Origin of the sequence: Pseudomonas sp. S12(2018) (assembly GCF_024355235.1) — a bacterium.
GTDB lineage: Bacteria > Pseudomonadota > Gammaproteobacteria > Pseudomonadales > Pseudomonadaceae > Aquipseudomonas > Aquipseudomonas palmensis.
On sequence record NZ_QLAD01000004.1, the window covers coordinates 423,095 to 448,444 of the forward strand.

Below are 25,350 nucleotides of genomic sequence, written 5' to 3' on the forward strand. Positions count from 1 at the left end.
CTGGTGGCTGCCCGGAGATCACCATGAGCACATTCGCAGTCTTCGGCATGACCGCCGACGTAGCGCTGGCCGAGGCCAGGAAGATCACCAAGACGACCAGGCCGAGCGGGAAAGCCGGCGCCCCCCCTGGAGCTGACCCTTGCTGAGTGGAATGAGGCCGTGGAGCAGCGCGCCGCAGCGATCATGGCCAGCGAGAAGGTGAAGCAGTTGAGCCAAATGTTCGACGCACCGCAGTACGCCCAGCAGTTCATTGAGCTGGCCAGGAAATCAGGCCAGTGCCGCGATCTGCGCATCAGGGCCAAGTGCGAGATCACCGACGCCAAAGGCAAACCGGTGATCAACCAGAAAACAAAGTTACCGAAAATTGGGTGGTCTGATTACTGCTTGGCTAGCCCGCCTCTTCAGCTTCAGCAGCCGCTACTGCAACAATTTCCATCTCAAATATGAGCGAGTTTGCCAACTCGATAACAGCGTGAACTTCTGCCAGGCTCGGCGCAACATCGTGGTGTGCATACTTGTTGCGATAGACCCCATAAAATCCGCTTAACATATTCCTGTAAGCGGTTTTCTTGGCCCCTTCTAAGTTGGTAACAGCAGAGCCACCACCAAATATATAGTTAACTAACTCATCGCCATCAATATTCTGTGAAACAAGGAATCTCTGCCGAAGATAAGTCGAGAGAATCGGGAACACCTCACGGATAGCAGCGCCTAAGTGACCACCATCTAGAAGCGGAAGAACACTTTCCCTAAACCTACCGTGAAGGTGAGACGTTTGCTCTTCCAAAGCTAGTAGCGACGTAAATCCCGATGGCAAGTCATTATAAATTATGTCTTTAATATCATCGAAACATGCGCTCTTAAATCCTTGCCGAAGCCTTAGCTCGATGAACCAGAGGTGGCGCTTTAAATTTCCGAACGCCCCAGCTTCAACTCCATCAAAGCTCAGCAGTCTTTCAACTTCAGCATCGAGAGCTTGATATTTTTCGTAAAGCTCCTGTGGCTCGGAATGCTCCCAAATTCGATGCATATCCAGTACGACCTCATACGCCACCTGGTATTGCCTTACCGCCGCCGCCATGACGCTCATGTCTATTCCCTTTGATCTGAATGGCCAATCCAGCATAACTTAAGTAGGTATCCCCATGCCCACAGAAAACCGATCCAGCAACACCGAACAGATGGTCAGCGTGTCACGAAGAATCTGCCACGTCTGCGTGTCCGAACCACGCGATACGTATTGCTCTGTATGCGACGATGCCATTGCCCAGCCAGCCGCCCAGCACCAGAGCGAGCCGGTGGCGCTACCTGAGCGAAAGTCCTACGAGGAGTCTTTCTCCGTGCATGGACAGGGGCAGATCATGGGCTGGAACGCCTACCACGACGAGGTGGCCAAGCTGGGCCCGCTGTACACCCACGCCGACGCTGGTGAGGTTGAGCGGCTGCTGTGCATTCGGGAAGTAGAAAACCGCGACCTGGCAAAGGGCAACCACACCCTGCGCGCCCAGCTAGGCGAAGCGCATGCGCTACTACGTCGCTGCCTGCTGGCAGTTCGAGAGCAGCATTGCGATGAAGGGGAAGCTGACTTCGACCTGCCAGTGCCGCTGCTGTCCGATATCGACGCCGCCCTGTCCGCCCAGGGCTGCCCCGCCGACGCTGGCGAGGCTGAGCAGGGCTACCATAACTCCGTGGTGGAGGGGCTCGTGAACCGACAAAACGAGCTGCGGGAAGAACGCGACACCCTACGAGCCCAGCTGGCCAACTGGCAGGCCCTTGCAGCAGAGCGCCTGGAGATGATTACCAGGCGGGATGCGCTACTCGGTCGCGCCCGAAGCTTCGTCGCTTTTGTCCACAAGTGCTGCCGTAAGAACAAGGAGTACGCACCACTTCACTGGCAGGAAATGGTCGAGTTAGATCGCGACCTATCCGCCAGCACAGAGCCGATCCCGTTCCCTGGCTATCCTCCCGTACCGGAAGATCGCAAGCTACCAGCAGAGCCGAGCGCTCCGGTTGAGCGGGATGAGCTGGAAGCTGAAGCGCAGCGGATTTACGAAAGCTGGTCGGATCAGCGAGGGTATGTACCATGGGTGGCCAGGGGAAATTCGCTGAAACAGGATGAGGCTCGGCGGCAAGCCCGAGCCGCCCTGGAGCGCAAGCCATAGCAGGAGAACATTTGTACTCCACCCGACGAAGCGCCATCGACGACCGCGCGAAGCGGGCACAAAATACTGTTTATTTGAACAGTACCATCTATGCACTTCCTCATCGTTCCAATGCGCGTGCGCGGCGTGCCCCGCAGCAAGAAAGAGATCAACAGCGCCGTGCCGATTCGCGGCGACGTGCACCTATGCGTCGATGCGTTCTCACCCATGGGCCGGCCTTCCAGCTCTGCGTCGATCCTGAAGATTCACCCGGGCGAGCCGCTTCTGCCGCCGCTGTATGAGGCGGTGATGACCGGCATGTCGACCATGGGCGCCACGTTCACTGGCATCGAGTTCATCGACGGCGTGGCCTACGCGCAAAGCTGGTGGGTCCGCGTTCCGTAGCAACCCCCCTACCCATCTCCTCTCTATTCACTGCCGCGATATGGCGGCCAAGGAATTCCTGTGTCCGAAAAAATTGAGTTGGACCTCGACGCGATTGAAGCAGCGGCCAAGTCTGCAACACCTCAAGACTTCGTCAGCGCTCAAGTCGCTGGGGGCGAAGAAGGCTGGATGGAATGCCCGGGGCGTGGCGGTGAAGGCGCCGTAGAGCTGACGGCCGACTACCTGAACTACGACGGGGTGGCCTTGGGTGTGCAGTTCTACGGGATCGGCGAGCCACACGTCCATGCTGAGGCTCACTACCGGGAAGCCCGCCCCGCCGTGGTGGTCGCGATGGTCGAAGAGATCCGCGATTTGCGCCGCGCCCTGGGCGGCATGCTGTTCGCCTTCGACGACGGCGTGGGCGAGGACTGGTCGCGGGGCGTGCTCGACTTTGCCCGCCAGGTCACGCCACCAGTCGAGTACAAACCATGACCCGCCTCGCCCTCTGCCTCCTGCTGCTGGCCACCACCGGCGCAAGCGCAACCGAGAACGTCATCGACGTGCAGCACGACAGCCAGCGCGGCGTCACCTGCTACCTGCTCAACGGAGTCGGCATCAGCCGCATCCCCGATAGCCAGCTGCAGGCCGGCAACGAGCGCCAGCTCTCCCCGCACGAAACACAACCCGAACCTACACCCGCACTGGCGCCTGGGCGCTGGAATAACGTGAGGTATTCGATGTGAGTGAAATGATTGAAGTCAGAGCCAGGGAGCTGACCGGGCACGCGCTCGACTACTGCACCCTGGTGGCAAACGGCAAGCAGGCTCGGATGACTGAATCCGGGGTTCGACAGGCAATTGGCGGAAGCGTTTTCAAGCGCTTCAGCCCCACATCTGACAGCCGATTGGCCAGCGAGCAAATCCTCAGCCATCGAGTGCGCTTCGATGCGCTGCTTCCCGGATTCGCGTTCTCGGCAAGGGTCGGCGACGTGGTCTGTGGCGGCGACACAATCGACATCGCCGCATGCCGCGCGATCGTCGTAGCAGAGCTTGGCGAGGCATTCGCTTTGCCTCGGAATGTGGCGCCTGGGCGCTGGATTGATGAGAGGTATCAGCTGTGAACAAAGCCCCGCGCAAAGACGTGCTCGACGAAATGACCAAGGAAGACTTGGTGGAGTGGATCAGGTCGCAGCATTTCTTCATCAAGCCCAAGATGAGTGATGTGCTGTACCTGCGCTGGAATCGGCAATCTGCCGCCGTAATCGCTGAGATGGAGAAGGAAAACCGGGCACTTGACCACCTCGACTTTGGCGAACGTGATCTCCTGGCCAAGCAGTTTAACGAGTCGAAAGACCCGAACGAGCGCCTTCGGCTGATCGAGAAGATCGAGCCGTATGACAAGGCCATAAGGGACCACCTGAGCCGCTCCGAGGCAATTAACCGAAAGCAGAAGCGAGTGGATGCTCTGTACGAGCAGATCGAGGTAGAGCGTCAGAAGGAGCGGCGGGCATGACCGACCTGATCGAAGTGAAGACGGCAGACCTGGTCGGCGAGCAGTTGGCCTGGGCGGTCGCCAAGGCCGAGGGGCTGGATGTGCATGTGGCCAAGCCGCACTACGGCGCGACGGCCAGGGTGTTCGTCCAGTACCGCGGCGAAGCAACCGAACGCTGCGAGCGGTACAACCCGCAAGAGAACTGGGTGCTTGGAGGGCCGCTGAAGACAAAGCATCAGATCGGCGATGGCCCAGTGCGGGGTGGCTGGACGGCCTACCCCAGCAGGCCGAATGAGCCCACCGACTGGCTAATGGGCCCGACTCCACTCGTCGCGATCTGCAGAGCCGTCATAACCAAGGTGAACGGTAACGTGATACAGGTGCCCGGGGAACTGATGCCAGTAACACCCGTTGAGCCCTGCTGACTACTGACGTCAGCGCAGCGAATCTGCAGACCTGGTCAACGCGCAAATCGCGTTTTCCTAGTTAAGTGCCATAATGTCCTGTTGCAACATTCACCGGCCATTAGAGGTGCCTCTCAGGAATCTATCAGTGCTTGAGTTGCGAAACATTGTTAAGGAGTAAGGATGAAAGTATGTACTAGCAAGGCTGCTATTTTTTTTATTGTCACAGCGAGCTGCGCCACTGCTGCGGCGCAGTGGCAATTCGAACCCACGACGTTCATGGGAATTACTCTAAGTGAAGATGTTTTGGCCCAAGTGAGCGAGTGCACTGAGCCCCGGCCACCGACGCTCTGCCGCCAAGCAACAGCGACAAATGGTGAGTACGTGTTGTTCGGGCTACCGTACATCGGCGTAACTGGGAATCAGAGCGCTACAGTTATCTTGGATGAAGGGAGGCTGCAATCGATGTACCTGGCGGGAGATGCAGACAGTTTCCACGGACTCGGGCAAGCTCTAACCACGCATTATGGCATGCCCACAGAACGAGAAAATCAGCTACTTGAAATGTCACCCGGGATAATGTTCGGCAGCGAAGTAATGACTTGGACGGGGCAGTCGATGAACATGCAGCTTCGGCGAGACCCTGGCGACCCGAGAAAGTACACCTTGTCGATTACCATGCTCCAAACTGCATCCGAGTTTAACGCAACGGCTGAGTCGCATCACTGAGCGCCCCGCAGCACAGCCGATACCCCGCCTGCGATAGCGATAAAGCCTAATCCAAAACTCTCCGCGCCGTAACTACACCGGCGCAGAGTTGATCCCCTGTGAGTCTCAACTTAAAGCATTTCAGTCATTACGGCAGGTTTGGCGATGCTGCGCGCCTACTGACTCGCCATTGAGCACGAGCACAAACTTTTCCACCCCCTACAACTCAAGCCCGCCGACATGCGCGGGCATGGAGAGCTATTGCCGCCAATCTGCGGCTTGGAGCCTACCCATGGAAACCGAGATCCTTTCGGACGAAGAGCTGGCTGACCTGACTGGCTACAAGGCCAGGGGCTGGCAGCGTCGCTGGCTCACTGATCGCAACTGGCACTTCGTCGAGAGCCGCGGCGGTCGCCCCCTGGTGGGCCGCCAGTACGCGCGCATGAAGCTTGGCATCACGCTCGGCGTTCTGCCTGTTACACCCCCGCCCCTGCCGACCGCGGCGTGGACACCTGACTTTTCCCGAGTGAAATGAAATGCGCCCCAGAAGTACCGAGAATCGCGACCTGCCGCCTGGTGTTTACCGGCGCAAGCGCACTAGGAAGAGCGGCAAGGAATGGGTCGGATATTACTACCGAGACCCCGTCGGTAAGGAGATTCCCCTCGGCACGGATCTGACCCAGGCCAAACTCAAATGGGCCGAGCTGGAGGCGAAAACCATACCGGCCGAACTCACGACCATGAAAGGGATCTTCGATCAGTACGAACGACACATCTTGCCTAAGAAAGCGCCCCGCACCCAGAAGGACAACATCTACGAACTGAAGCAACTGAGGATGGTGTTCGATTCGGCGCCTATCGATGCCATCACACCAGCCATGATCGCGCAGTACAGGGATAGTCGATCCGCGAAGACCAGGGCCAATCGTGAGATCGCGCTTCTGTCGCACGTATTCAACACGGCTCGCGAGTGGGGGCTGACGACGCAGCAGAATCCATGCCTGGGGGTGAGAAAAAACAAGGAGAAGCCCCGCGACTACTACGCTAACGAGGCAGTATGGCGAGCGGTGTATGAAGAGGCCCCGGTGGAGCTGAAGGACGCGATGGACCTGGCATACCTGACCGGCCAGCGGCCAGCGGACGTGCTGTCCATGCGAAAGGACGACTTGGAAGGGGCCTACCTGCTGGTCAGCCAGGGCAAAACCGGTAAGCGACTGAGGATCATCTTGGAAGTTAATGGGGTGAACAACAGCCTGGGCACACTTCTGGATCGCATCAAGCTTAGGAATCGAGAGCATCTGTCGCCATTCTTCATCCTGAGCGCCAGCGGCAAACGGCTGTCTTGGGAGATGCTGCGCAACCGGTGGCAGGAGGCACGGGAGTCTGCCCGACTGAAAGCCATCAGCGAGAAGCAGCCTGAGCTCGCCAACCGAATCGCGCAGTTTCAGTTCCGCGACATCCGCCCCAAGGCGGCTTCGGAGATCACAGATCTGGGCGATGCCAGCTTGCTGCTTGGCCACTCGAAAGAAGGCATTACCGAGCGCGTTTACCGCAGGATCGGCGCTATCGCGAAGCCTTCTAAATAGAAAAGTTTCGGAACTCCACCCTCAAAGTTTCGGAACTCAGGCCTTTTCTTTCGCCCAAAGAAAAACCCCGCAGACGTTTATCTGCGGGGCTTTCAATAATGGAGGCCGAGGTCGGAATCGAACCGGCGTAGACGGATTTGCAATCCGGAGCATAACCACTTTGCTACTCGGCCTCAAATGACTGAACCCTCTGAAGCAGCTCAATCACGTACAAACTGTAGAGATTTGCATCTCATTGAAAACGTTGAGATTTTTATTTCTCGTCGCTTTCGATGGACGCCATTATGTCCGCATTCGGGAGGGCTTGCAACCCCCTGATTTAAAAAAGATTTGGGGTGGGTTTTCGCCAACGGGGTCATGCGGCGGCAGGCTCTCCTGCCCCGCGGCTGACTTCGAACACGCCCACCAGCTTCTGCAGCTTGTTCGCATTCAAGCGCACGGTCTCGGCACTGGTGTGCAGCACCGTCACGGTCTGGCGCATTTCCAGTGACGCCTGATCGACCTCCTTGATGGTGCGCCCGTACTCGAGGCTGCGCTGGTTGAGCTGCTGGATGATGCCGAACATGTTCTCCACGGCCCGGTGCAATTGCACGTTCTCGGACGAGGCCTGCTCGGCCAGGCGCAAGCTGTCATCCACGTCCTGCACGCCGCTCTGCATGAAGCCCACGGCCTGCTGCGTCTCGCTGTGCAAACCGTCGACCATCGTACGGATATCGTCGGCCGCCCGTGCCGTGCGCGCCGCCAGGCTGCGCACCTCGTCGGCCACCACCGCAAAGCCGCGACCATGCTCGCCGGCACGCGCCGCCTCGATGGCGGCATTGAGCGCCAGCAGGTTGGTCTGGCTGGTGATGTCGCTGATCAACCCGGTGATGTTGCCGATCTCGGCCATGCGGCTGTCCAGCAGCCTGACACTGGACGATGAGCGCTGCACCACATCGCGTATCGACTGGGTGCCCGCCTGCACGGTCAGGAACTGCTCCCGCGCCCGGCTGACCACCTCGTCCATGGCCTGCTTCATCTGCTCGGCGCCAGCCGAGGCCTGCTGGATCTCGCCCAGTTGCTCCTCCACGATCACCATCATGCGGTGCACGGCATCGGCCACCTCCCCGGAGGTGAGGCTGGCGGCCTGGCTGCGCCCCAGCATCATCTGGTTGGTGGTGCCCACGCTGTGGCTGGCCTTGATCACCTGCCCCACCACCGCGTCCAGGTGGTCGATGAAGCTGTTGATCCAGCGCCCCATGTCGCCGGTCTCGTCATTGGCCATGCGCGTGGTGTCCAGGCGCTGGCGCAGGTTGCCCTCGCCTTCGGCGATGGCCCTGATCACGCCGGTCATCTCGCTCAGGCGCGCGGCGAGGCGCCGCGGCCCCAGCACGCTGAACACCAGCGCGGCCAGCAGCAGGCTCACGCCCTCGCACGCATCGATCAGGCCCTGGTCGAGGCCGCTGTAGTGCTGCACCAGGTAGTTGCTGACGAACAGGCCGAGCATGGTCGCCAGGTACGGCTTCATCAGGCCGTAGCTCAGCGAGCGCCGCCGGTACACCTCCTCCAGGTCGGCTTCGCACATCATGCCCCAGCGGTCCGGCGAGCCGGGCAACTGAAAGGTCACGCCCTTGCCCACCACGGGAATGTGGCGGTAGTCCGAATAGCCGGGGTAGCTCACGAACAGGTTGGCGCCGGTGCGGATGGTTTCGCGCACGCCGGGGTGCAATTGCCCGGTGGCCGGGTCGGTGAAGCGCAGCTCAAGCTCGGTGTGGCGCTGCACCTGCACGGTTTTCCACGGGGTGTGCACGCCGCTCTTGAGGTTCTCCCCGTGGCTGAAGGTGCCGTCCTCGAAGCGCGAGCGCGACAAGGCCACCCCCGGCTGCAGGCCGGGGTCGAAACGCGACTGCACCATGAACAGGTAGTTGTCCCCGGACTCGGCAAAGATATGCCCGGCCTCGCGCTGGATCAGGTCGCCCAGTACGTCGTTGGGCACCCGTGCACACAGGCAGCCCACCACCTGGCGGTCGACCTTGATCGGCTGGTAGAACATCAGCGTCACTTCATCATGAAAGCTGGAGGTCGACGGGCCGATCGCCAGGGTCAGCGGGTCGCTGTAGGGCCCATGCAGAAACGGCGCCTTCAGCCCCTCGGCCAGCGGCCGTGGGTCGATGCGCGGGCGCGTGCCCTGGCCGCGCCAGGTCGAGGCAAGCACCTCGCCCGCCGCATCCACCACGAACAACTCGGAAAAGTCTTCGGCCTGGGCCAGCTTCTGCTGCAATACCTGCCCATCGAGGCTGCGGATGTCGCTGCCGGCACTGGCGGCCAGCTCCGCCAGGTGCTCCCACTGCTCCTGGGCCCAGCCCTGCAGCAACTTGACGCGGGTTTGCGCAATGGCTTCGAAGGTCTGCCCGATCACCGGGTACGCCGATCGGTTGAGGCGGCAGGCCCAGCCCATGGCCAGTTTGCCGGTCTTGCCAAACCATGGCAGCCAGCGCTTTTCTGCGGCGGACAGTTGCATGCAATTGTTCGATAGCGACATTTACATCTCCCGATACGACATTCCTTTGTCCATTCGGCAGGCAACTACCAGGCCAACGCAAAAAACCACCTTGAAAACCGACGCGCAAGCCAGCCAGATAGCACTCTGCCAGCCCCTTCCATGCCCCCTGCGAACCCACCTTTTCTGCGCCCCGAAACGGCGCATGAACGCGCTTGTGTGCACCGCAGGAGTGCGCAGATGAAATGTCCTACAATCCTTGCCTTTGCTGCTCAAGCGGCCGCTCGCCACGCCGATAACCCGACCAGACGAAACAACAATTAAACGGCGTCAGCGGAGCGGATATGAACATCAAACAGAAACTCACGTGGGGCTTCGCGACCATCGCCTGCGTACCGATACTGGTCGTCGCTACGCTGGTGATACTCAACATCCGCCTGGAGGCGCGGGACAACTTCGTCGACGGCAGCGACCGCGAGATTCGACAGGTGGCCAATGCCATGCAGTTGTTCTTCGACGGCATCAGCCAGAACATCGAATTTCTCAGCAAGCTGCCCATGCTGCAGAACACCGACGCCAGCCTGAAGAAGTACATTTCGCCCGACGCCCCCACGCTGCCGATGGGGCCGCAGGACAAACCGGTGTTCGACTACTTTGCCCGCCTCGGCGCCAGCCACCCGGCCTATGGCTACATCTCCATCGGCACCACCGAGGGCGGCTACATCTCATGGCCCGAAGACCCCAGCCTGGCCAACTACGATCCGCGCCAGCGCCCCTGGTTCAAGATGGCCCAGGCCAACCCGGGCAAGACCCTGCGTACCGCCGCCTACTACTGGGCCAACGACGACGCGGTGCTGGTCAGCACCGTGCGCAGCCTGCCCAACGCGCTGGGCGCCAACGGCGGCGTGGTGAGCGTGGATGTGTCGCTCAAGCAACTGACCGAGATCATCAAGCAGCTCAAGCTGGGTGAAACCGGCTACGTGATGCTGCTGGAGCAGAGCGGCAACATCCTGGTCGACCCCAAGCAGCCGGCGCACAACTTCAAACAGCTCGACAGCCTCGGCCAGGGCTATGCGCAACTGGCCAAGACTACCCAGGGGCTGGTGGAGATCGAGCTTGACGGTGAGCGCTACATGGCCAACGTGTGGCCTTCCGAGCAACTGGGCTGGTGCTTCATCGGCCTGGTCAAGCAGAGTGAAGTGATGGCCTCGGCCACCCGCCTCACCTGGCTGATCGTCGGCATTGCCGCCGCGCTTGGGCTGCTGTTCGCCTTCGTCGGTGCCAGCTTTGCCAAGGTCATCGTGCGCCCGATCAACGACGTGTCCCACGGCCTGGAAGGCATCGCCCAGGGCGAAGGCGACCTGACCCGCAACCTGCATGTGCGCGGCAACGACGAAACGGCCCAGCTCTCGGGCTGGTTCAACCAGTTCCTGGGCGCGATCCGCAGCCTGATCCAGCACATCATGCACGCCGCCGATGGCATCCTGACCAACTCCCACAGCGCCACCAGCGTGTCCAACGAAATGGCCGACGCCGCCAGTCGCCAGCGCGAGGCCGTGGACATGGTGTCGACCGCCTTCCATGAAATGGTCGCCACCGCCAACGAGGTCGCGCGTTCGTGCAGCCAGGCCGCCGAGTCGGCCGACAACGGCCAGCGCCAGGCTTCCGAGGGCCAGCAGCAGATCGACGCCGCCGTGGGCAGCGTCGACCAGCTCAGCCAGGAAATTGCCCAGTCGGCGCAATCCATGCAGCAGCTGGAGCGCGACAGCAACGCCATCCAGTCGATCCTCAGCACCATCCGCTCGATTGCCGAGCAGACCAACCTGCTGGCCTTGAACGCGGCCATCGAGGCGGCGCGGGCCGGCGAGCAGGGTCGCGGCTTTGCCGTGGTGGCCGACGAAGTGCGTGCGCTGGCCAAGCGCACAGCCGACTCCACCGCCGAGATCGACGGCATGCTCGCCAACCTGGCCCGCGGCACCAGCCAGGTCGCAGCACAGATGAACACCAGCCTGAGCCTGTCGCAGGACTCGGTCAGCCGCATCGGCGAGGCACGCACCCGCTTTGGCCAGATCCGCGAGTCGGTGGACATGATCCGCGACATGAACACCCAGATCGCCACCGCCGCCGAAGAGCAGCACCAGGTGGCCGAAAGCATCAACCAGCACATCAGCCAGATCCACGGCGATGCGCAGCGGGTGGCGCAACTGGCCAGTGAAGCCAAGAGCGATGCGTTCAACCTGACCCAGCTGTCCAACGAAATGAACACGCTGGTACGGCGCTTCAAAACCTGAAAAAAAGGCGCTGCACGATTTATTTTGCAGCGCCTCTGTCACTTTTTGTTTCTCGTGCGGCAACAGGGTTACTGAGAACCATTCACATCAGGAACCTGACCCCATGTCCGTTGCCGCCCCTACGCCCCGCCCTCACCTGCTGGCGCTTGCGATTGCCTGCGCCGGTATCGCCACGCCGCTGCTGGCCGCCGATGAACAGGCTGTGCCCCAAGCCCGGCTGAACCTGCCGCAAACCGACGTCAACGCCACCCGCATCGCCGACGGCAGCGCCGAAGCCGGCTACCTCACCGACTCGCTGAAGAACGTCGGCGCCCTGGGCGGCATGGCCCTCAAGGACACGCCCTATTCGATCAGCGTGGTGTCCAGCGAGCTGATCCGCAACACCCAGGCCACCTCCACCGACGACATCTTCAAGCTCAGCCCCTTCACCCAGTTCACCTCGCCCTCGGGCGCCGGCTATGCCAGTTCGGTGGCGATCCGCGGTTTCAACGACCTGGGCAATCTCAACATCGCCAACGACGGCCTGCGTTTCAGCAATGGCTCCGACAGCGGCAACTTCGTCGAGGAGATGGAGCGCCTGGAGATCGTCACCGGCCTCAGCGGCTTCCTGTATGGCCCCGGCAGCCCGGGCGGGCTGGTCAACTACGTGCTCAAGCGCCCCACCTACGAGCGCTACAACAGCGTGACCCTGGGCAACGCCGGCGGCGAGAACGCCTATGTGCACGGCGACTTCGGCGGCCCGATCGACGATCAGGGCGTGCTGGCCTACCGCGTCAACGTGCTGGCCCAGGACGGCGAGACCGCCATCGACCTGCAGAACCGCCGTCGCAAGATGGTCAGCCTGGCGCTGGACTGGAACGTCAGCGACGACCTGCTGGTGCAGTTCGACGCCTCGTACAAGAAAAACCAGACCCACGGCCTGACCAGCTACTGGTACTTCGCCGACCAGCGCCTGCGCCCCGACGCCGATCAGTTGGACAACGACAAGCTCTACAGCCAGCGCTGGGCGTTCTCCGACAGCGAGCACGAGCGTGTCGGCAGCCGCTTCAACTGGCGCCTGAACGAGGTGTTCAGCCTGCGCGGCGCGGTGGCCCACGACCGCAACCGCACCCAGTACGCCTACACCGGCCCCACCGTGACCTCGCCCGGGGTCTACAGCCAACCGCTGTACGCCTTCGCCCCGGTCGAGCGCGAGGAAACCTCGGCCTACCTGTTCGCCGACGCGGCCTTCGACACCGCCAGCATCGGCCACAAGGTCACCTTCGGCTACCAGGGCAACGTGGCGCGGGTACGCGACTACACCGACTACATTCCCTTCCCGGGGCCGCAGTACCAGCCGGTGGGCGGCAACGGCTCGATCCCGCTGGATGAAACCCCGCAGTACGCCAAGCCCGACTACTCCATCGGCCACGGCGACCAGCGCCTGTCCTCGCGCACCCAGGCCGACAACCTGCTGCTGGGCGATGTGATCACCTTCAACGAACAATGGTCGACCATCCTCGGGGTCACCCGCAACCGCATCAAGACCTTCAGCGACAACTTCCTGTGGGCCGAATCGTTCGGCACCCCGAGCCAGATCGACAACTACAACCAGAGCAAGACCTCGCCCAACGTCTCGCTGATCTACAAGCCGCTGCCCTGGCTGACCACCTACGCCACCTACATCGAAGGCCTGCAGGCCGGCGGCATCGCGCCCAACACCGCACTCAACGCCGGCCAGGCCATGGCCCCGGCCATCAGCGAGCAGTACGAGGTGGGGGTCAAGGCCGAAGTGGGCGAAGCCCTGCTGACCCTGGCACTGTTCAACATCGACAAGCCCAATGGCTACACCAACCAGCAGCAGATCTACGTGCAGGACGGACGCCAGGAGAACAACGGCCTGGAGTTCGGCATCACCGGCAAGGTCACCCCGCAGCTGACCCTGGTCAGCGGCCTGACCCTGCTCGACCCCCAGGTGAAGAAGGCGGCCAACGCCAGCATCGAGGGCAACAAGCCGGTGGGCGTGGCCAGCCAGCTGGCCAAGGTGTACGCCGAATACGACCTGAACGGCGTGCCCGGATTCGCCGTGACCGGCGGCGCCTATTACACCGGCAAGCAGTACGTGGATGAGGCCAACCACTACAGCCTGCCGTCGTTCACCACCTTCGATGCCGGTGCGCGTTATCGCCTGCCGCTGGCGGAAAACGCCCTGACCCTGCGCGCCAACGTCAGCAACCTGACCAACAAGGCGTACTGGCTGAGCGACCACTTCCTGGGCGCGCCGCGTACCCTGACGTTCTCGGCACAGCTGGAGTTCTGAGCCCCTTCGCCGGCATTGCCGGCTCCTGCACGGGCGCACGCAGCCTGCAGGAGCCGGCGTTGCTGGCCAAATGCCCACCTCGCGCCGCGCAAATCCCTGAGCGCCGCCAAAATCAGTACCAAAGAACCATTGCCGTTCGCATCCGGCCCTGATATTGAGTGTGCCGCTTTGCGCACCCGCGCCTTTCGTTTCCTCTTGCCCACCCCGCTGGCTTCATCCCCACGCGATCCGAGATGCCGACATGATTGAAAACTCCGATGTAATGTATCGCCTGCTGGTACAGAGCGTGATCGATTACGCGATCTACATGCTGACCCCGGAGGGTGTGGTCAGCAACTGGAACGCCGGGGCGCAGCGGGCCAAGGGGTATACCGGCGAAGAGATCATCGGCGAGCATTTCTCGGTGTTCTACAGCGCCGAGGAGCGCGCCACGCAGTTGCCGCAGAAAAACCTGCAGACCGCCCGCGACCAGGGCCGCTTCGAGGCCGAGGGCTGGCGCCTGCGCAAGGACGGCAGTGCGTTCTGGGCGCACGTGGTGATCGACGCGGTGCATGACGACGACGGCCACCTGGTCGGCTTTGCCAAGGTTACCCGCGACTGCACCGAACAGCGCCGCGCCCTGCTCGAACAACGTGAACAGGAGCGCCACTTCCGCCTGCTGGTACAAGGCGTGAACGACTACGCCATCTACATGCTCGACCCGCTGGGCCATGTGATCAACTGGAACGCCGGCGCCGAGCGGGCCAAGGGCTACACCCACGACGAGATCGTCGGCCAGCATTTCTCGGTGTTCTACACCCCGGCGGACCGCGCCGCCGGCCTGCCCGCCCAGTGCCTGGACGCCGCACGCCAGACCGGCCGCTTCGAGGCCCAGGGCCTGCGCCAGCGCAAGGACGGCTCGCACTTCTGGACCAACGTGGTGATCGAAGCCATCCACGACGACGATGGCCAGCTGCTGGGGTTTGCCAAGATCACCCGCGACATCACCGAGCGCCGCCAGTACGAACTCGACCTGCTGGCAGCCAAGGAGCTGGCCGAGGCGCAGAGCGAGAAAATGGCCGCGCTGTCGCAGTTTCTCGACTCGGTGATCAGCAACATCCCGTCCAGCGTGATGGTGCTGGACGTGGCCTCGCGCCAGATCCTGCTGGCCAACCCGCAGGCCGAGAAGCTGTTCTCCAGCCAGCAGTGCGCCCTGGTCGGCAGTACCCCGCAGCAGAGCCTGGTGCCGGTGATGGCCGGCTACCTCGAACACCTCACCGAGCATTGCCTGAACCACAACGGCCTGCACCTGACCGAAGACCACCTCGACACCCCGCTGGGCCGACGCACCCTGCGCTCACGCACCCTGCTCAGCCGCAACCCGCAGGTGGGTGCGGGCCACTATGTGCTGCAGATCGCCGACGACGTCACCGACGAGATCGCCGCGCACGCGCAGATTCACCACATGGCGCACCACGACGAACTCACCGGCCTGCCCAACCGCACGCTGTTCCACAACTGCCTGGAAGAGGCGCTGGCCGACGGGCAGGCGCGCCAGCACATGACTGCGGCGCTGTGTCTGGACCTGGACAATTTCAAGAACATCAACGATGCCCTGGGGCATGCCTTCGGCGACCGCCTGCTGCGTGCTTTGGGCCAGCGCCTGCGCAGCGTGCTGCGCGACCAGGACACCCTGGCGCGCCTGGGCGGTGACGAGTTCGCCGTGGTGCTGCCGCACCTGGCGCGCCTCGAGGATGCCCAGCGCACCGCCACGCGCCTGATCGAGGCAGTGGCGCCGGCGTTCCTGATCGACGGCCACAGTTTCTCGGTGGGCCTGAGCGTGGGTATCGCCATCGCGCCGGTCGACCACCACAAGGCCGACCAGTTGCTGCGCTACGCCGACATGGCGCTGTACGAGGCCAAGCGCAACGGGCGCAACCGCTACGAGCTGTTCCACCCCGAGCTCGACGAAGCCGCGCGGCGCCGTCGCATCATGGAAACCGACCTGCGCACCGCGCTGCACCTGGGCCAGCTGCACATGCACTACCAGCCGATCATCGGCAACGACGGGCAGATCACCGGCTACGAGGCGCTGATGCGCTGGCAGCACCCGGTCAAGGGGCAGGTCATGCCGATGGACTTCATCCCGATTGCCGAAGAGACCGGGCTGATCCACGAGGTGGGTACGCGGGCGCTGAACCTGGCCTGCCAGGAGGCCGCCAGCTGGGCCACCGAGCAATCGGTGGCGGTCAACCTGTCGCCGGTACAGTTCAAGAACAGCGACCTGGTGGAAGTGGTGCAGCTTGCGCTGACCGACGCCAGGCTCGACCCGTCGCGCCTGGAACTGGAGATCACCGAATCGGTGCTGCTGGAGAACAGCGACGGCAACCTGCGTACCCTGCAGGCGCTCAAGGACATGGGCGTGCGTATTGCCCTGGACGACTTCGGTACCGGCTACTCCTCGCTGGGCTACCTGCGTTCGTTCCCGTTCGACCGGATCAAGATCGACAAGTCGTTCGTGCACGACATGGGCGAAAGCCGCGAGGCGATGTCGATCATCCGCGCCATTACCGGCATGAGCAGCAGCCTGCTGATCAACACCACCGCCGAGGGGGTGGAGACCGAGGCGCAGTTCAAGCAGTTGCAGGCCGAGGGTTGCTCGCATTTTCAGGGGTATCTGTTCGGGCATCCGCAGCCGGCTGACAAGCGCCAGAAGGGAGGCCGGTAGATCAGCGAGCGCGCAGGCCGTTTCGCCGGCAAGGCCGGCTCCTACACGACAGGTGCGGGAGCCGGCCCTGCCGCCACCTGATCGTACAGCCGCCGCAGCCGCTGCACCGCCGCCTCGATCTCGCCCACCTTGACCCCGCCGTACCCCAGCACCAGCAGGTTGTCGTCATCGGCGTCGGGCTCCACGCTGTAGCCGCCGCGCAGCACCAGCCCATGTGCCGGGGCCTGCGCCAGCATCTTGCGCGCCGTGCCCGGTGCACCGATGCGTACCGCCAGGTGCAACCCCGCCTGCCCCGCCGAGTACCCGATCAGCGCCCCGAAGGCCTCGTCCAGGCACTGCTGCAGGCAACTGCGGCGCTGGGCGTACTCGGCGCGCATCTTGCGGATGTGCCGGGCAAAATGCCCTTCCTGGATGAAGTCGGCCATCGCCGCCTGAATCGACAGGTACCCTGGCCGGTACAGCTGGATCAGGCCCTTGCCGAAGGCCTCGGCCAGCCCCTCGGGCACCACCAGGTAACTCAGGCGCAGCCCCGGGAACATCACCTTGCTGAAGGTGCCCAGGTAGATCACCCGGTCTTCGCCACCGAGCCCCTGCAGCGACGGCATCGGCTCGATGTCGTACCGGAACTCGCTGTCGTAGTCATCCTCCACCACCCACAGGTTGTTGGCCTGGGCATACGCCAGCCAGTCACGCCGGCGCTGCAGCGACATGATGTTGCCGGTGGGGTACTGATGCGACGGCGTGACGAACGCCAGCCGCGGCGCAGCAGCCGGCACTGCCGAGGGCAGGCAGGCGCCCTGTGCATCGATCGCCAGCGGCGCGCAGTGCAGCCCCGCCGCCGAAAACACCACCGGCGCACCCCAGTGGCAGGGGCTCTCGACCCACACGGTGTCCCCCGGGTCGCCCAGCAGCTTGGCCACCAGGTCCAGCGACTGGTGGGTGCCCTGGGTCACGATCACCTGCGCCGGGCTGCAACGGACTGCGCGGGCCGCATACAGGTAGGCACTGAGCGCCTCGCACAGCGGGCGGTAGCCGCCCTGATCCACGTAGCCGGCCAGGTGCGCCTGGCGCTTGCTCAGGTAGCGGTTGTGCAGGCGCTTCCAGATATGAAACGGAAACAGGTCGGCGTCCGATACGCCGCCCACGAAGGCGCCCTCGGCCCGCGCCACTGCGCCGAAGCGCGCGTTGATCGCCTTGCCCCGGGCCGACAGCGGCGCCTGGTCGGGCGTATCGGGGGCCGGCACGCCGGTATTCACCTGGGGCAAGGTGTCGGCCACGAAGGTGCCGCTGCCGGGCCGGGCGTACAGGTAGCCTTCATCGAGCAGACGGTCGTAGGCCAGCGACACGGTCAGGCGCGAGACCAGCAACTGCTCGGCCAGCGCCCGGGTGGAGGGCAACTTGTGGTTGACCGGCAGGCGCCGCTGCAGGATCGCCGCCTGGATCGCCTGGTACAACTGGCGCTGCAGGGTCACGCCGCCGTCGCGGTCCAGCGTGCCGACCAGCAGGTCGTGGAGAAGCGATGCCATCGGGTGCCTCACTGCAGGGGCGGGATCGGAACCGCGAGCATACAAGTGGCCTTAACAACTGATCAACTCTGGATATAACCGATATAGCCAAACAGGCCTATGTTCGAACCAGTGCTGGCCTGACACCCCAGCTTTCCCGGCAATCGACAGAGTGATGTTCAGTGACCCTTCACACACCCCCTGCCTTCGACGCATTGCTGGTCGCAGCTCCGCCCAAGGTTTCGGCCGAACAGGCGCAGGCCGTGGCAGCGCAGTACTTCGGCCTGCACGGCGCGTGCCGCCTGCTCACCGGCGAGCGTGACCTCAACTTCCAGATCACCTGCGCCGACGGCGCCCAGTACCTGCTCAAGGTCTCCAACGCGGCCGAAGACCCGCAGGTGGCCGACTTCCAGAACCAGGCGCTGCTGCACATCCAGCACTGCGACCCGACCCTGGCGGTGCAGCGCATCTACCCCAACACCAGCGGCAGCTACCAGATCCCGCTGATGTTCGATGGCCAGCCGCTGCTGGTGCGGCTGTTCTCGTTCGTCGACGGGATCTGCCTGCACCGCGTCGAACACCCCGACGTGGCGCTGCGCAGCAGCCTGGGCGAGCACCTGGCCCGCCTGGGGCTGGCCCTGCGCGGCTTCTTCCACCCCGGCGCCGGGCACGAGCTGCTGTGGGACCTCAAGCACGCCTCGCGGCTGAGCGACAAGATCGGCCTGATCCAGGACCGTGAAGAGCGCCAGCTGGCCCAGCACTTTCTGGACAACTTCGAGCGCCACGCACAACCGCACCTCAAGGGCCTGCGCGCCCAGGTGATCCACAACGACCTGAACCCGCACAACGTGATCGTCGATGCCAGCCAGCCGCACCCGGTGCGCAACATCCTCGATTTCGGCGACATGGTGCATGCCCCGCTGGTCAACGACCTGGCCGTGGGCGCCGCCTATCAACTGGGCAGCCAGGGCGACCCGCTGGAACACGCTGCACCGTTCATCCGCGCCTACCACCGCATCGCGCCGCTGGAGCCGCTGGAACAGGAACTGCTGGTGGACCTGATCGCCACCCGCCTGGTGCTGACCGTGACCATCACCAACTGGCGCGCTGCGCTGTACCCGGAAAACCGCACCTACATCCTGCGCAACGCGCCGTCTGCCTGGCGTGGCCTGAAGGCCCTGGCTGACGTGCCGCGCGAGGTCGCGCAGCAACAGATTCGTCGTATCTGCTCCGAGGAGACGCTGTAAATGACCATGATCAATGGCTTCACCGCCGAAGATGCCGCACGCCTTAGCGAAACCGAACGTGCCCTGATCGAGCGCCGTGCGCGCGTGCTGGGCCCGGCCTACCGCCTGTTCTACGAACACCCGCTGCACCTGGTCAAGGGTGAAGGCGTGTGGCTGTACGACGCCGACGGCAAGCGTTACCTGGATGCCTACAACAACGTGGCCTCCATCGGCCACTGCCACCCCAAGGTGGTCGAGGCGCTGTACGAGCAGGCCAAGGTGCTCAACACCCACACCCGCTACCTGCATGAAGGCATCCTCGACTATGCCGAGAAACTGCTGGCCACCTTCCCGCCCGAGCTGGACCAGGTGATGTTCACCTGCACCGGCAGCGAGGCCAACGACCTGGCCCTGCGCATCGCCCGTCAGTACACCGGCGGTACCGGCCTGATCGTGACCCAGCTGGCCTACCACGGCGTGACCGACCAGATCGCCGCCGCCTCGCCTTCGCTGGGTGCGGGCGTGCCGGTGGGTGACTTCGTGCGTACCGTGCGGGCTCCCGACGCCTACCGCCTGGGCGCCGAGAACGTGGCACAGATCTTCGCCGACGACGTGCGCGCCGCCATCGCCGACCTGCGCCGCTGCGGCATCAAGCCGGCAGCACTGCTGCTCGACGGCATCTTCGCCAGCGATGGCGTGCTGTCCGACCCGGCCGGCTTCCTGCAACAGGCGGTGGCCGTGGCCCGCGAAGAGGGCCTGCTGTACATCGCCGACGAGGTGCAATCGGGCTTTGGCCGTACCGGCTCGCACATGTGGGGCTACCAGCGCCATGGCGTGCAGCCCGACATCGTCACCATGGGCAAACCCATGGGCAACGGCCAGCCGATTGCCGGTGCGGTGTTCCGCGGCGAGGTGCTCGATGCGTTCGGTCGCACCGCCCGCTACTTCAACACCTTCGGCGGCAACCCGGTGTCATGTGCAGCAGCCAACGCGGTGCTCGACGTGATCCAGGGCGAAGGCCTGATGGCCAACTGCGCGGCGGTGGGCGAATACTTCAAGGCGGGTCTGCAAGGGCTTGCCGAGCGCTACCCGCTGATTGGCGACGTGCGCGGGGCCGGGCTGTTCGTGGGGGTCGAGCTGGTGACCGATCGTGCCAGCAAGGCGCCGGCCACCGAGGCAACGGCACGGGTGGTGAACGGCATGCGTGAACGTGGCGTGCTGATCAGTTCGGCGGGGCCGGCGGCCAACATCCTCAAGATCAGGCCGCAGTTGATCTTCCAGCGCGAGCATGCCGATCTGTTCGTGCAGACGCTGGAGGCGGTGCTGAAGTCGCTGAACTGACAGCGAGAGGCATTGACGGTTGTGGCCCTTTCGCCAGCAAGGCTGGCTCCTACAACGATTGGTGCAGGAGCCAGCCTTGCTGGCGAAGGGGTTCACTCACTTGGTCTTGGCAACCCAGGCATTGAAGCGCTGCTCGAGGTCTTCGCCGTTGTTGACCCAGAACTCGCTGTCCATCGGGATGGCCTGTGCCAGGTTGTCCGGCGCGGTGTTCAACTGCGCCGCCAGTGCAGGGTCAAGCAGCCCGGCGGTATGCAGGTTGGTCGACCCATAGCCCAGCTTGGTGGTGTGGATCTTCTGGTTTTCCGGGCGCAGCGAAAACGCGATGAAGTCCTCGGCCAGGGCCTTGTTCTTGCTGCCCTTGGGGATCGCCCACGAGTCGATGGCGTAGATGCTGCCATTCCATACCGTGTGCACATTGGCGCCGGCCGCCTGTGCGGCGAACACCCGGCCGTTGAACGCGGTGCTCATCACCACGTCGCCGCTGGCCAGGAACTGCATCGGCTGCGCACCGGCCTCCCACCACTGGATGTCGGGCTTGATCTGGTCCAGCTTGCGGAATGCACGCTCCACCCCTTCCGGCGTCGACAACACCTTGTACACGTCGGCATACGGCACGCCATCGGCCATCAGTGCCGCTTCCAGGGTGTACTTGGCGCCCTTGCGCAGGCTGCGCTTGCCCGGAAACTTCTTGGTGTCCCAGAAATCGCTCCAGCCGGTAGGCGCCTGCTTGAGCTTGTCGCCGTTGTAGGCCAGTGCCATCGACCATACCAGCAGGCCGCCGCCGCAGTCCGACAGGGTGCCGGGCACGAAATCCGCTTCCTTGCCGATACGGTTGAGGTCCAGGTGTTCGAACAGGCCCTCCTCGCAGCCACGGATCAGTTCGGCGCTCTCGACCTGCACCACGTCCCAGTTGACGCTGTTGGTGTCGACCATGACCTTGATCCGGCCCATTTCGCCGTTGTATTCACCCGCTACCACCTTGCTGTGGCTGGCGGCGGCAAAGGGGGCGTAGAAGGCCTCGGTCTGTACATCCTTGCTGGCACCGCCAAACGAAATCACGGTGATTTCGGCAGCAAGGGCGTTGGCGGCAAAAGCACTGAGCAACACGGCGGCAATGGTGGTTCTTTTCATGTCTACCTCTGTAATTTATTGGTTTTGGCAGAGTTGATACACGCTGGGCGTCCTTTCGGGTGGTCGCACTTCAGCTTCGGTAATCCACCTGATCACCACTGATCAGGCGCAAGGCGGCGGTCCAGGCCAACAGGTGAAGTTGCTGATCGAATTCGGCGTCGGACTGCTGCGCGGTCAGTTCGCAGACCGCTTCGTCCGGCAGGCGCAGCGGCGAGTTGCCCGCCAGTGCCTGTACCTGCGCCTGGCAGGCGCGCTCCAGGAAGTAGATCTGGTTGAAGGCTTCGGCAATGCAGCGCCCGGCGGCCAGCAGGCCATGGTTGCGCAGGATCATCGCCATGTGCGGGCCCAGGTCCCTGACCAGGCGCTCGCCTTCGGCCGGGTTCAGCGCAATGCCCTCGTAGTCGTGGTAACCCAGGCGGCGATAGAACTTCAGCGCATGCTGGGTGATCGGCAACAGCCCCTGCTCCTGGGCCGACACCGCCATGCCGGCAGCGGTATGGGTGTGCACCACACAGGCCAGGTCCGGACGTGCGGCGTGGATCGCCGAATGGATGTTGAAGCCGGCACGGTTGACGCTGCCGGCGTCATAGCCAGGGTCGATGGTGTTGCCGTGGTGGTCGATCTTGATCAGGTCCGAGGCGCGCATCTCGTGAAACAGCACGCCGTAGCGGTTGATCAGGAAATGCCCCGGCTCGCCGGGGACACGGGCCGAGATGTGCGTGTCGATCAGATCGGTCATGCGAAAGTGGGCCAGCAGCCGGTACAGCGCTGCCAGGTCGCAACGGGTCTGCCACTCTTCGGGCGAAACCTGCTGCGCGTCGATCCGCGGGGTGTTGGGGTGCATCGCGCCTCCTTGTTCATGGTATGTTTCGGGCACTTGGCCCGCCGGCATGCAGGGATGTTGCAGCAGCCCCCGGCGGCCCACCATGCACAGAACGCGCTGGTTGTGCCGGCCCTGTTATGGTGTTTTCACCAGTACACCCACCGCCACACCCTCGCCTGACGGATGTTTTCTATGATGTTGTTGGATGCCAGCTCGTCGCAGTCGCTGGTCAACCAGATCGTTGCGGGCATCACCCTCGCGATCAACGAACAGCGCTTGCGCCCGGGCACCAAGCTGCCCTCCATCCGCAAGTTCGCGCAAACCCATAAGGTCAGCCATTTCACCGCCGTCGAGGCCTATGACCGGCTGGTGGCCCTGGGTTACCTGACGGCGGTGCGCAATGCCGGCTTCTATGTACGCAGCGCCCCCGACACCCCCGCCCCGCCGCCGATGCCCAGTGCCAGCGACGATGCCTTCGACTTCGACGCCTACCTGCTGCTGCAGAAGGTGTTCCAGCCGCTGGGCATGGACCTGCGCCCGGGCATCGGCCTGCTGCCCGAGCCCTGGAGCGACGATGACGGGGTGCAACGCAGCCTGCGCGCCCTGAGCCGTCGCGACCCGAGCGAGTTCACCGGCTACGGCCATGCCAAGGGGTGCGCCAACCTGCGCGCCCGGCTGGTGGAGAAACTGCTCGATACCCGGGTCAACGCCCACCCCGAGCAGATTCTGCTGACCAGCGGCGCCAGCCATGCGCTGGACCTGCTGGTGCGCTACCTGGTGCACCGCGGCGACAGCGTGCTGGTGGACGAACCGGGCTACCACAACCTGTTCCTCAACCTGCGCCTGCAGGGGGCCCGCCTGCTGGGGGTGCCACGCACCCGCGACGGCATCGACCTGGACGTGCTCGAGGCGCAGATCCGCGAACACCGGCCCAAGGTGTTCTTCACCAACACGCGCCTGCAATGCCCCACCGGCACCAGCCTGACACTGGCGGTGGCCCACCGTCTGCTGCAACTGGCGGAAAAGTACGACTTCCTGATCGTGGAGAACGACATCTACGCCGACCTCGACCCGTCCGACCAGCAGGCGCTGGCAGGCATGGACCAGCTGGCGCGGGTGATCTACGTGGCCAGCTTCTCCAAGAGCATCGCGCCGTCGCTGCGGGTGGGGTTCGTTGCCGCGCACCGCGACCTGATCGACGAACTGGTGCCACTGAAGATGGCCAGCGGCCTGACCACCTCGGCAATTGCCGAGGAACTGGCACTGGAGGTGCTGCTGCAGGGGCGCCACCGCAAGCACGTCAAGCAGTTGCAGGCCAACCTGGCCCTGGCCCATGAACAGGTGGCGCGCAAGCTCGAGGCGGTGGGCATGGAGATCTTCGTCAAGCCCCATGCGGGGTTGTTCCTTTGGGCCCGTCACCCCCAGGTCGAAGACGCCACGGCACTGGCCATGGACGCGCGCGAACACAAGATTCTGCTCGCGCCCGGGCAACTGTTCATGCCCGATGCACGGGTGGTGCCGTGGCTGCGCTTCAATGTGGCGCACGCGCAGGATGAGCGGATCTACCGGCTGTTGGAGCAGGCCGCGCACTGACCGGATTCGACTCGCCTCTTCGCCAGTAGGCGCCGGCCTTGCCGGCGAAGAGGCCCGCCCGGGCGACACCCCCGCAGGTCCGGAGAATCAGGCATGACACGCAGAGGAATGCCGGTGGGCACGCCCGGTGCCCGCGCGGACAATGCGCCGCCTCTACCGTCATTGCTTTTGCGAGGTTCCCCCATGTACACCGCCATCGGCTACGCCGCCCAGTCGGCCACCACGCCCCTCGCCCCCATGACCTTCCAGCGCCGCAGCCCACGCCCCGACGACGTGGCCATCGAGATTCTCTACTGCGGCGTGTGCCACTCCGATATCCACCAGGCCCGCAACGAATGGGGCATCGCCGTGTACCCGCTGATGCCCGGCCACGAAATCGTGGGCAAGGTCACTGCCGTGGGCGCCAGCGTCAACCGCTATCAGGTGGGTGACCTGGTGGGTGTGGGCTGCATGGTCGACTCCTGCCGCCACTGCCAGGCCTGCGCCGCCAACCTGGAGCAGTACTGTCTCGAAGGCCCGACCATGACCTATGCCACCCCCGACCGGGTCGACGGCAGCAACACCATGGGCGGCTATTCCAGCAGTATCGTGGTCGACCAGCATTTCGTGGTGCGCATCCCGGCCGGCATGGACCTGGCCAGCGCCGCGCCGATCCTCTGCGCCGGCATCACCACCTATTCGCCGCTCAAGCACCACGGGGTCAAGGCCGGGCACAAGGTCGGCATCCTCGGCATGGGCGGCCTGGGTCACATGGGCATCAAGCTGGCCAAGGCCATGGGCGCCGAAGTCACCCTGTTCACCCGTTCGGCCAGCAAGGCCGAGGAAGCCCGCCGCCAGGGCGCCGACCATGTGGTGGTGTCCACCGATGCCGCGCAGATGGCCGCCGTGGCCGGGCACTTCGACTTTCTGCTCGACACCATCCCGGTGCAGCACGACCTCAACCCCTACCTGGAAACCCTGAAGTTCGACGGCGTGCACATCCTGGTGGGCCTGATCGAACCGGTGGAGCCGCCCCTGCACGCCGCCAACCTGGTGCTCAAGCGCCGCGTACTGGCCGGCTCGCTGATCGGCGGCATCGCCGAAACCCAGGAGGTGCTGGACTTCTGCGCCGAGCACGGCATTTGCTGCGACATCGAGATGCTCGACATCCAGCACATCAACGAGGCCTACAGCCGCATGATCGCCGGCGACGTGAAGTACCGCTTCGTGATCGACATGGCCTCGCTCAAGGCCTGAGCCCC

22 protein-coding genes, 1 tRNA gene and 1 pseudogene are annotated in these 25,350 nt (G+C 63.7%); 18 read left to right on the top strand and 6 right to left on the bottom strand.

Going from position 1 to position 25,350, the window contains the following annotated elements; genetic code table 11:
• The first annotated feature begins 159 nt into the window (after window positions 1–159).
• On the top strand, window positions 160–447 hold the full coding sequence (locus tag DN388_RS12300; RefSeq protein ID WP_254999953.1) for a hypothetical protein: 288 nt from the start codon (window positions 160–162) through the stop codon (window positions 445–447).
• Here DN388_RS12300 and DN388_RS12305 read toward each other — a convergent pair.
• Window positions 389–1,090: a TIGR02391 family protein gene (locus DN388_RS12305; RefSeq protein ID WP_254999955.1), complete on the bottom strand. Its 702-nt coding sequence runs from the start codon at window positions 1,088–1,090 to the stop codon at window positions 389–391. The two genes, DN388_RS12300 and DN388_RS12305, sit on opposite strands and share 59 nt — an antisense overlap.
• 55 nt (window positions 1,091–1,145) lie before the next feature.
• Here DN388_RS12305 and DN388_RS12310 point away from each other — a divergent pair, with 55 nt between their 5' ends.
• From DN388_RS12310 to DN388_RS12355, 10 genes are all read left to right on the top strand, one after another.
• On the top strand, window positions 1,146–2,162 hold the full coding sequence (locus tag DN388_RS12310; RefSeq protein ID WP_254999956.1) for a hypothetical protein: 1,017 nt from the start codon (window positions 1,146–1,148) through the stop codon (window positions 2,160–2,162).
• Between the two features lie 90 nt (window positions 2,163–2,252).
• Window positions 2,253–2,546 carry a hypothetical protein gene (locus DN388_RS12315; RefSeq protein WP_210014789.1) on the top strand — a complete coding sequence of 98 codons (294 nt, stop codon included), beginning with the start codon at window positions 2,253–2,255 and terminating at the stop codon, window positions 2,544–2,546.
• Window positions 2,547–2,606: 60 nt separating this feature from the next.
• On the top strand, window positions 2,607–3,017 hold the full coding sequence (locus DN388_RS12320) for a hypothetical protein (protein WP_254999959.1): 411 nt from the start codon (window positions 2,607–2,609) through the stop codon (window positions 3,015–3,017).
• Window positions 3,014–3,268, top strand: coding sequence for a hypothetical protein (locus DN388_RS12325; RefSeq protein ID WP_254999961.1), 255 nt, complete (start codon window positions 3,014–3,016; stop codon window positions 3,266–3,268). Before DN388_RS12320 ends, DN388_RS12325 begins: the two co-directional genes overlap by 4 nt.
• Window positions 3,265–3,645 (top strand): hypothetical protein, encoded by a 381-nt coding sequence (locus DN388_RS12330; RefSeq protein WP_254999963.1) that lies wholly within the window; start codon window positions 3,265–3,267, stop codon window positions 3,643–3,645. The genes DN388_RS12325 and DN388_RS12330 overlap by 4 nt, the downstream gene beginning before the upstream one ends.
• A complete protein-coding gene (locus DN388_RS12335) occupies window positions 3,642–4,037 on the top strand; it encodes a hypothetical protein (RefSeq protein WP_254999964.1) in 396 nt (131 codons plus the stop codon). The genes DN388_RS12330 and DN388_RS12335 overlap by 4 nt, the downstream gene beginning before the upstream one ends.
• Window positions 4,034–4,441: a phage protein NinX family protein gene (locus DN388_RS12340; protein WP_254999965.1), complete on the top strand. Its 408-nt coding sequence runs from the start codon at window positions 4,034–4,036 to the stop codon at window positions 4,439–4,441. The genes DN388_RS12335 and DN388_RS12340 overlap by 4 nt, the downstream gene beginning before the upstream one ends.
• A gap of 162 nt (window positions 4,442–4,603) precedes the next feature.
• Window positions 4,604–5,149, top strand: a complete 546-nt coding sequence (locus DN388_RS12345) for a hypothetical protein (protein ID WP_254999966.1) — start codon at window positions 4,604–4,606, stop codon at window positions 5,147–5,149.
• A 271-nt stretch (window positions 5,150–5,420) separates the two neighbouring features.
• A complete protein-coding gene (locus DN388_RS12350) occupies window positions 5,421–5,663 on the top strand; it encodes a DUF4224 domain-containing protein (protein WP_088514779.1) in 243 nt (80 codons plus the stop codon).
• Window position 5,664: 1 nt separating this feature from the next.
• On the top strand, window positions 5,665–6,714 hold the full coding sequence (locus tag DN388_RS12355) for a tyrosine-type recombinase/integrase (protein ID WP_254999969.1): 1,050 nt from the start codon (window positions 5,665–5,667) through the stop codon (window positions 6,712–6,714).
• 99 nt (window positions 6,715–6,813) lie between these two features.
• Here the strand turns inward: DN388_RS12355 and DN388_RS12360 are convergent.
• Window positions 6,814–6,887: transfer RNA gene (locus DN388_RS12360), tRNA-Cys, on the bottom strand.
• 182 nt (window positions 6,888–7,069) lie between these two features.
• A complete protein-coding gene (locus DN388_RS12365) occupies window positions 7,070–9,235 on the bottom strand; it encodes a methyl-accepting chemotaxis protein (RefSeq protein ID WP_254999970.1) in 2,166 nt (721 codons plus the stop codon).
• Window positions 9,236–9,537: 302 nt separating this feature from the next.
• Here DN388_RS12365 and DN388_RS12370 point away from each other — a divergent pair, with 302 nt between their 5' ends.
• The 3 genes and pseudogenes from DN388_RS12370 to DN388_RS12380 all read left to right on the top strand — a co-directional run bounded on the left by DN388_RS12370 (window position 9,538) and on the right by DN388_RS12380 (window position 16,490).
• On the top strand, window positions 9,538–11,484 hold the full coding sequence (locus DN388_RS12370; protein WP_254999971.1) for a methyl-accepting chemotaxis protein: 1,947 nt from the start codon (window positions 9,538–9,540) through the stop codon (window positions 11,482–11,484).
• Window positions 11,485–11,638: 154 nt separating this feature from the next.
• Window positions 11,639–13,783: pseudogene (locus DN388_RS12375) on the top strand (TonB-dependent receptor); the annotation flags it as partial.
• 241 nt (window positions 13,784–14,024) lie between these two features.
• The gene (locus DN388_RS12380) at window positions 14,025–16,490 is read left to right on the top strand and encodes an EAL domain-containing protein (protein ID WP_058540378.1); all 2,466 of its coding nucleotides are present in this window, start codon (window positions 14,025–14,027) and stop codon (window positions 16,488–16,490) included.
• A 41-nt stretch (window positions 16,491–16,531) separates the two neighbouring features.
• Here the strand turns inward: DN388_RS12380 and DN388_RS12385 are convergent, their stop codons facing one another.
• The gene (locus tag DN388_RS12385) at window positions 16,532–18,016 is read right to left on the bottom strand and encodes a PLP-dependent aminotransferase family protein (RefSeq protein ID WP_229590225.1); all 1,485 of its coding nucleotides are present in this window, start codon (window positions 18,014–18,016) and stop codon (window positions 16,532–16,534) included.
• Between the two features lie 161 nt (window positions 18,017–18,177).
• On the opposite strand from DN388_RS12385, the gene DN388_RS12390 reads away from it, so the two are divergent.
• Window positions 18,178–19,242, top strand: a complete 1,065-nt coding sequence (locus DN388_RS12390; protein WP_116053598.1) for a phosphotransferase — start codon at window positions 18,178–18,180, stop codon at window positions 19,240–19,242.
• Window positions 19,243–20,562 carry an aspartate aminotransferase family protein gene (locus tag DN388_RS12395; protein ID WP_043861696.1) on the top strand — a complete coding sequence of 440 codons (1,320 nt, stop codon included), beginning with the start codon at window positions 19,243–19,245 and terminating at the stop codon, window positions 20,560–20,562.
• 96 nt (window positions 20,563–20,658) lie between these two features.
• Here the strand turns inward: DN388_RS12395 and DN388_RS12400 are convergent, their stop codons facing one another.
• Together DN388_RS12400 and DN388_RS12405 are read right to left on the bottom strand one after the other, a co-directional pair.
• Window positions 20,659–21,693, bottom strand: coding sequence for an ABC transporter substrate-binding protein (locus DN388_RS12400; protein ID WP_043861695.1), 1,035 nt, complete (start codon window positions 21,691–21,693; stop codon window positions 20,659–20,661).
• 70 nt (window positions 21,694–21,763) lie between these two features.
• A complete protein-coding gene (locus tag DN388_RS12405) occupies window positions 21,764–22,537 on the bottom strand; it encodes a class II aldolase/adducin family protein (protein WP_078481037.1) in 774 nt (257 codons plus the stop codon).
• A 171-nt stretch (window positions 22,538–22,708) separates the two neighbouring features.
• Here DN388_RS12405 and DN388_RS12410 point away from each other — a divergent pair, with 171 nt between their 5' ends.
• Both DN388_RS12410 and DN388_RS12415 read left to right on the top strand, forming a co-directional pair.
• Window positions 22,709–24,109, top strand: a complete 1,401-nt coding sequence (locus DN388_RS12410) for a PLP-dependent aminotransferase family protein (protein WP_043861693.1) — start codon at window positions 22,709–22,711, stop codon at window positions 24,107–24,109.
• Between the two features lie 183 nt (window positions 24,110–24,292).
• The gene (locus DN388_RS12415) at window positions 24,293–25,345 is read left to right on the top strand and encodes an NAD(P)-dependent alcohol dehydrogenase (RefSeq protein ID WP_116053593.1); all 1,053 of its coding nucleotides are present in this window, start codon (window positions 24,293–24,295) and stop codon (window positions 25,343–25,345) included.
• The last annotated feature ends 5 nt before the right edge of the window (window positions 25,346–25,350 follow it).

Excerpts from the sequence above, each read along its gene's own strand:
- DN388_RS12315 (WP_210014789.1), top strand. The coding sequence starts at position 2,253 with ATGCACTTCCTCATCGTTCCAATGCGCGTGCGCGGCGTGCCCCGCAGC.
- DN388_RS12385 (WP_229590225.1), bottom strand. The coding sequence starts at position 18,016 with ATGGCATCGCTTCTCCACGACCTGCTGGTCGGCACGCTGGACCGCGAC.
- DN388_RS12340 (WP_254999965.1), top strand. The coding sequence starts at position 4,034 with ATGACCGACCTGATCGAAGTGAAGACGGCAGACCTGGTCGGCGAGCAG.
- DN388_RS12355 (WP_254999969.1), top strand. The coding sequence starts at position 5,665 with ATGCGCCCCAGAAGTACCGAGAATCGCGACCTGCCGCCTGGTGTTTAC.
- DN388_RS12400 (WP_043861695.1), bottom strand. The coding sequence starts at position 21,693 with ATGAAAAGAACCACCATTGCCGCCGTGTTGCTCAGTGCTTTTGCCGCC.
- DN388_RS12415 (WP_116053593.1), top strand. The coding sequence starts at position 24,293 with ATGTACACCGCCATCGGCTACGCCGCCCAGTCGGCCACCACGCCCCTC.
- DN388_RS12345 (WP_254999966.1), top strand. The coding sequence starts at position 4,604 with ATGAAAGTATGTACTAGCAAGGCTGCTATTTTTTTTATTGTCACAGCG.
- DN388_RS12310 (WP_254999956.1), top strand. The coding sequence starts at position 1,146 with ATGCCCACAGAAAACCGATCCAGCAACACCGAACAGATGGTCAGCGTG.
- DN388_RS12305 (WP_254999955.1), bottom strand. The coding sequence starts at position 1,090 with ATGAGCGTCATGGCGGCGGCGGTAAGGCAATACCAGGTGGCGTATGAG.
- DN388_RS12395 (WP_043861696.1), top strand. The coding sequence starts at position 19,243 with ATGACCATGATCAATGGCTTCACCGCCGAAGATGCCGCACGCCTTAGC.
- DN388_RS12365 (WP_254999970.1), bottom strand. The coding sequence starts at position 9,235 with ATGTCGCTATCGAACAATTGCATGCAACTGTCCGCCGCAGAAAAGCGC.
- DN388_RS12410 (WP_043861693.1), top strand. The coding sequence starts at position 22,709 with ATGATGTTGTTGGATGCCAGCTCGTCGCAGTCGCTGGTCAACCAGATC.
- DN388_RS12350 (WP_088514779.1), top strand. The coding sequence starts at position 5,421 with ATGGAAACCGAGATCCTTTCGGACGAAGAGCTGGCTGACCTGACTGGC.
- DN388_RS12405 (WP_078481037.1), bottom strand. The coding sequence starts at position 22,537 with ATGCACCCCAACACCCCGCGGATCGACGCGCAGCAGGTTTCGCCCGAA.
- DN388_RS12380 (WP_058540378.1), top strand. The coding sequence starts at position 14,025 with ATGATTGAAAACTCCGATGTAATGTATCGCCTGCTGGTACAGAGCGTG.
- DN388_RS12370 (WP_254999971.1), top strand. The coding sequence starts at position 9,538 with ATGAACATCAAACAGAAACTCACGTGGGGCTTCGCGACCATCGCCTGC.
- DN388_RS12325 (WP_254999961.1), top strand. The coding sequence starts at position 3,014 with ATGACCCGCCTCGCCCTCTGCCTCCTGCTGCTGGCCACCACCGGCGCA.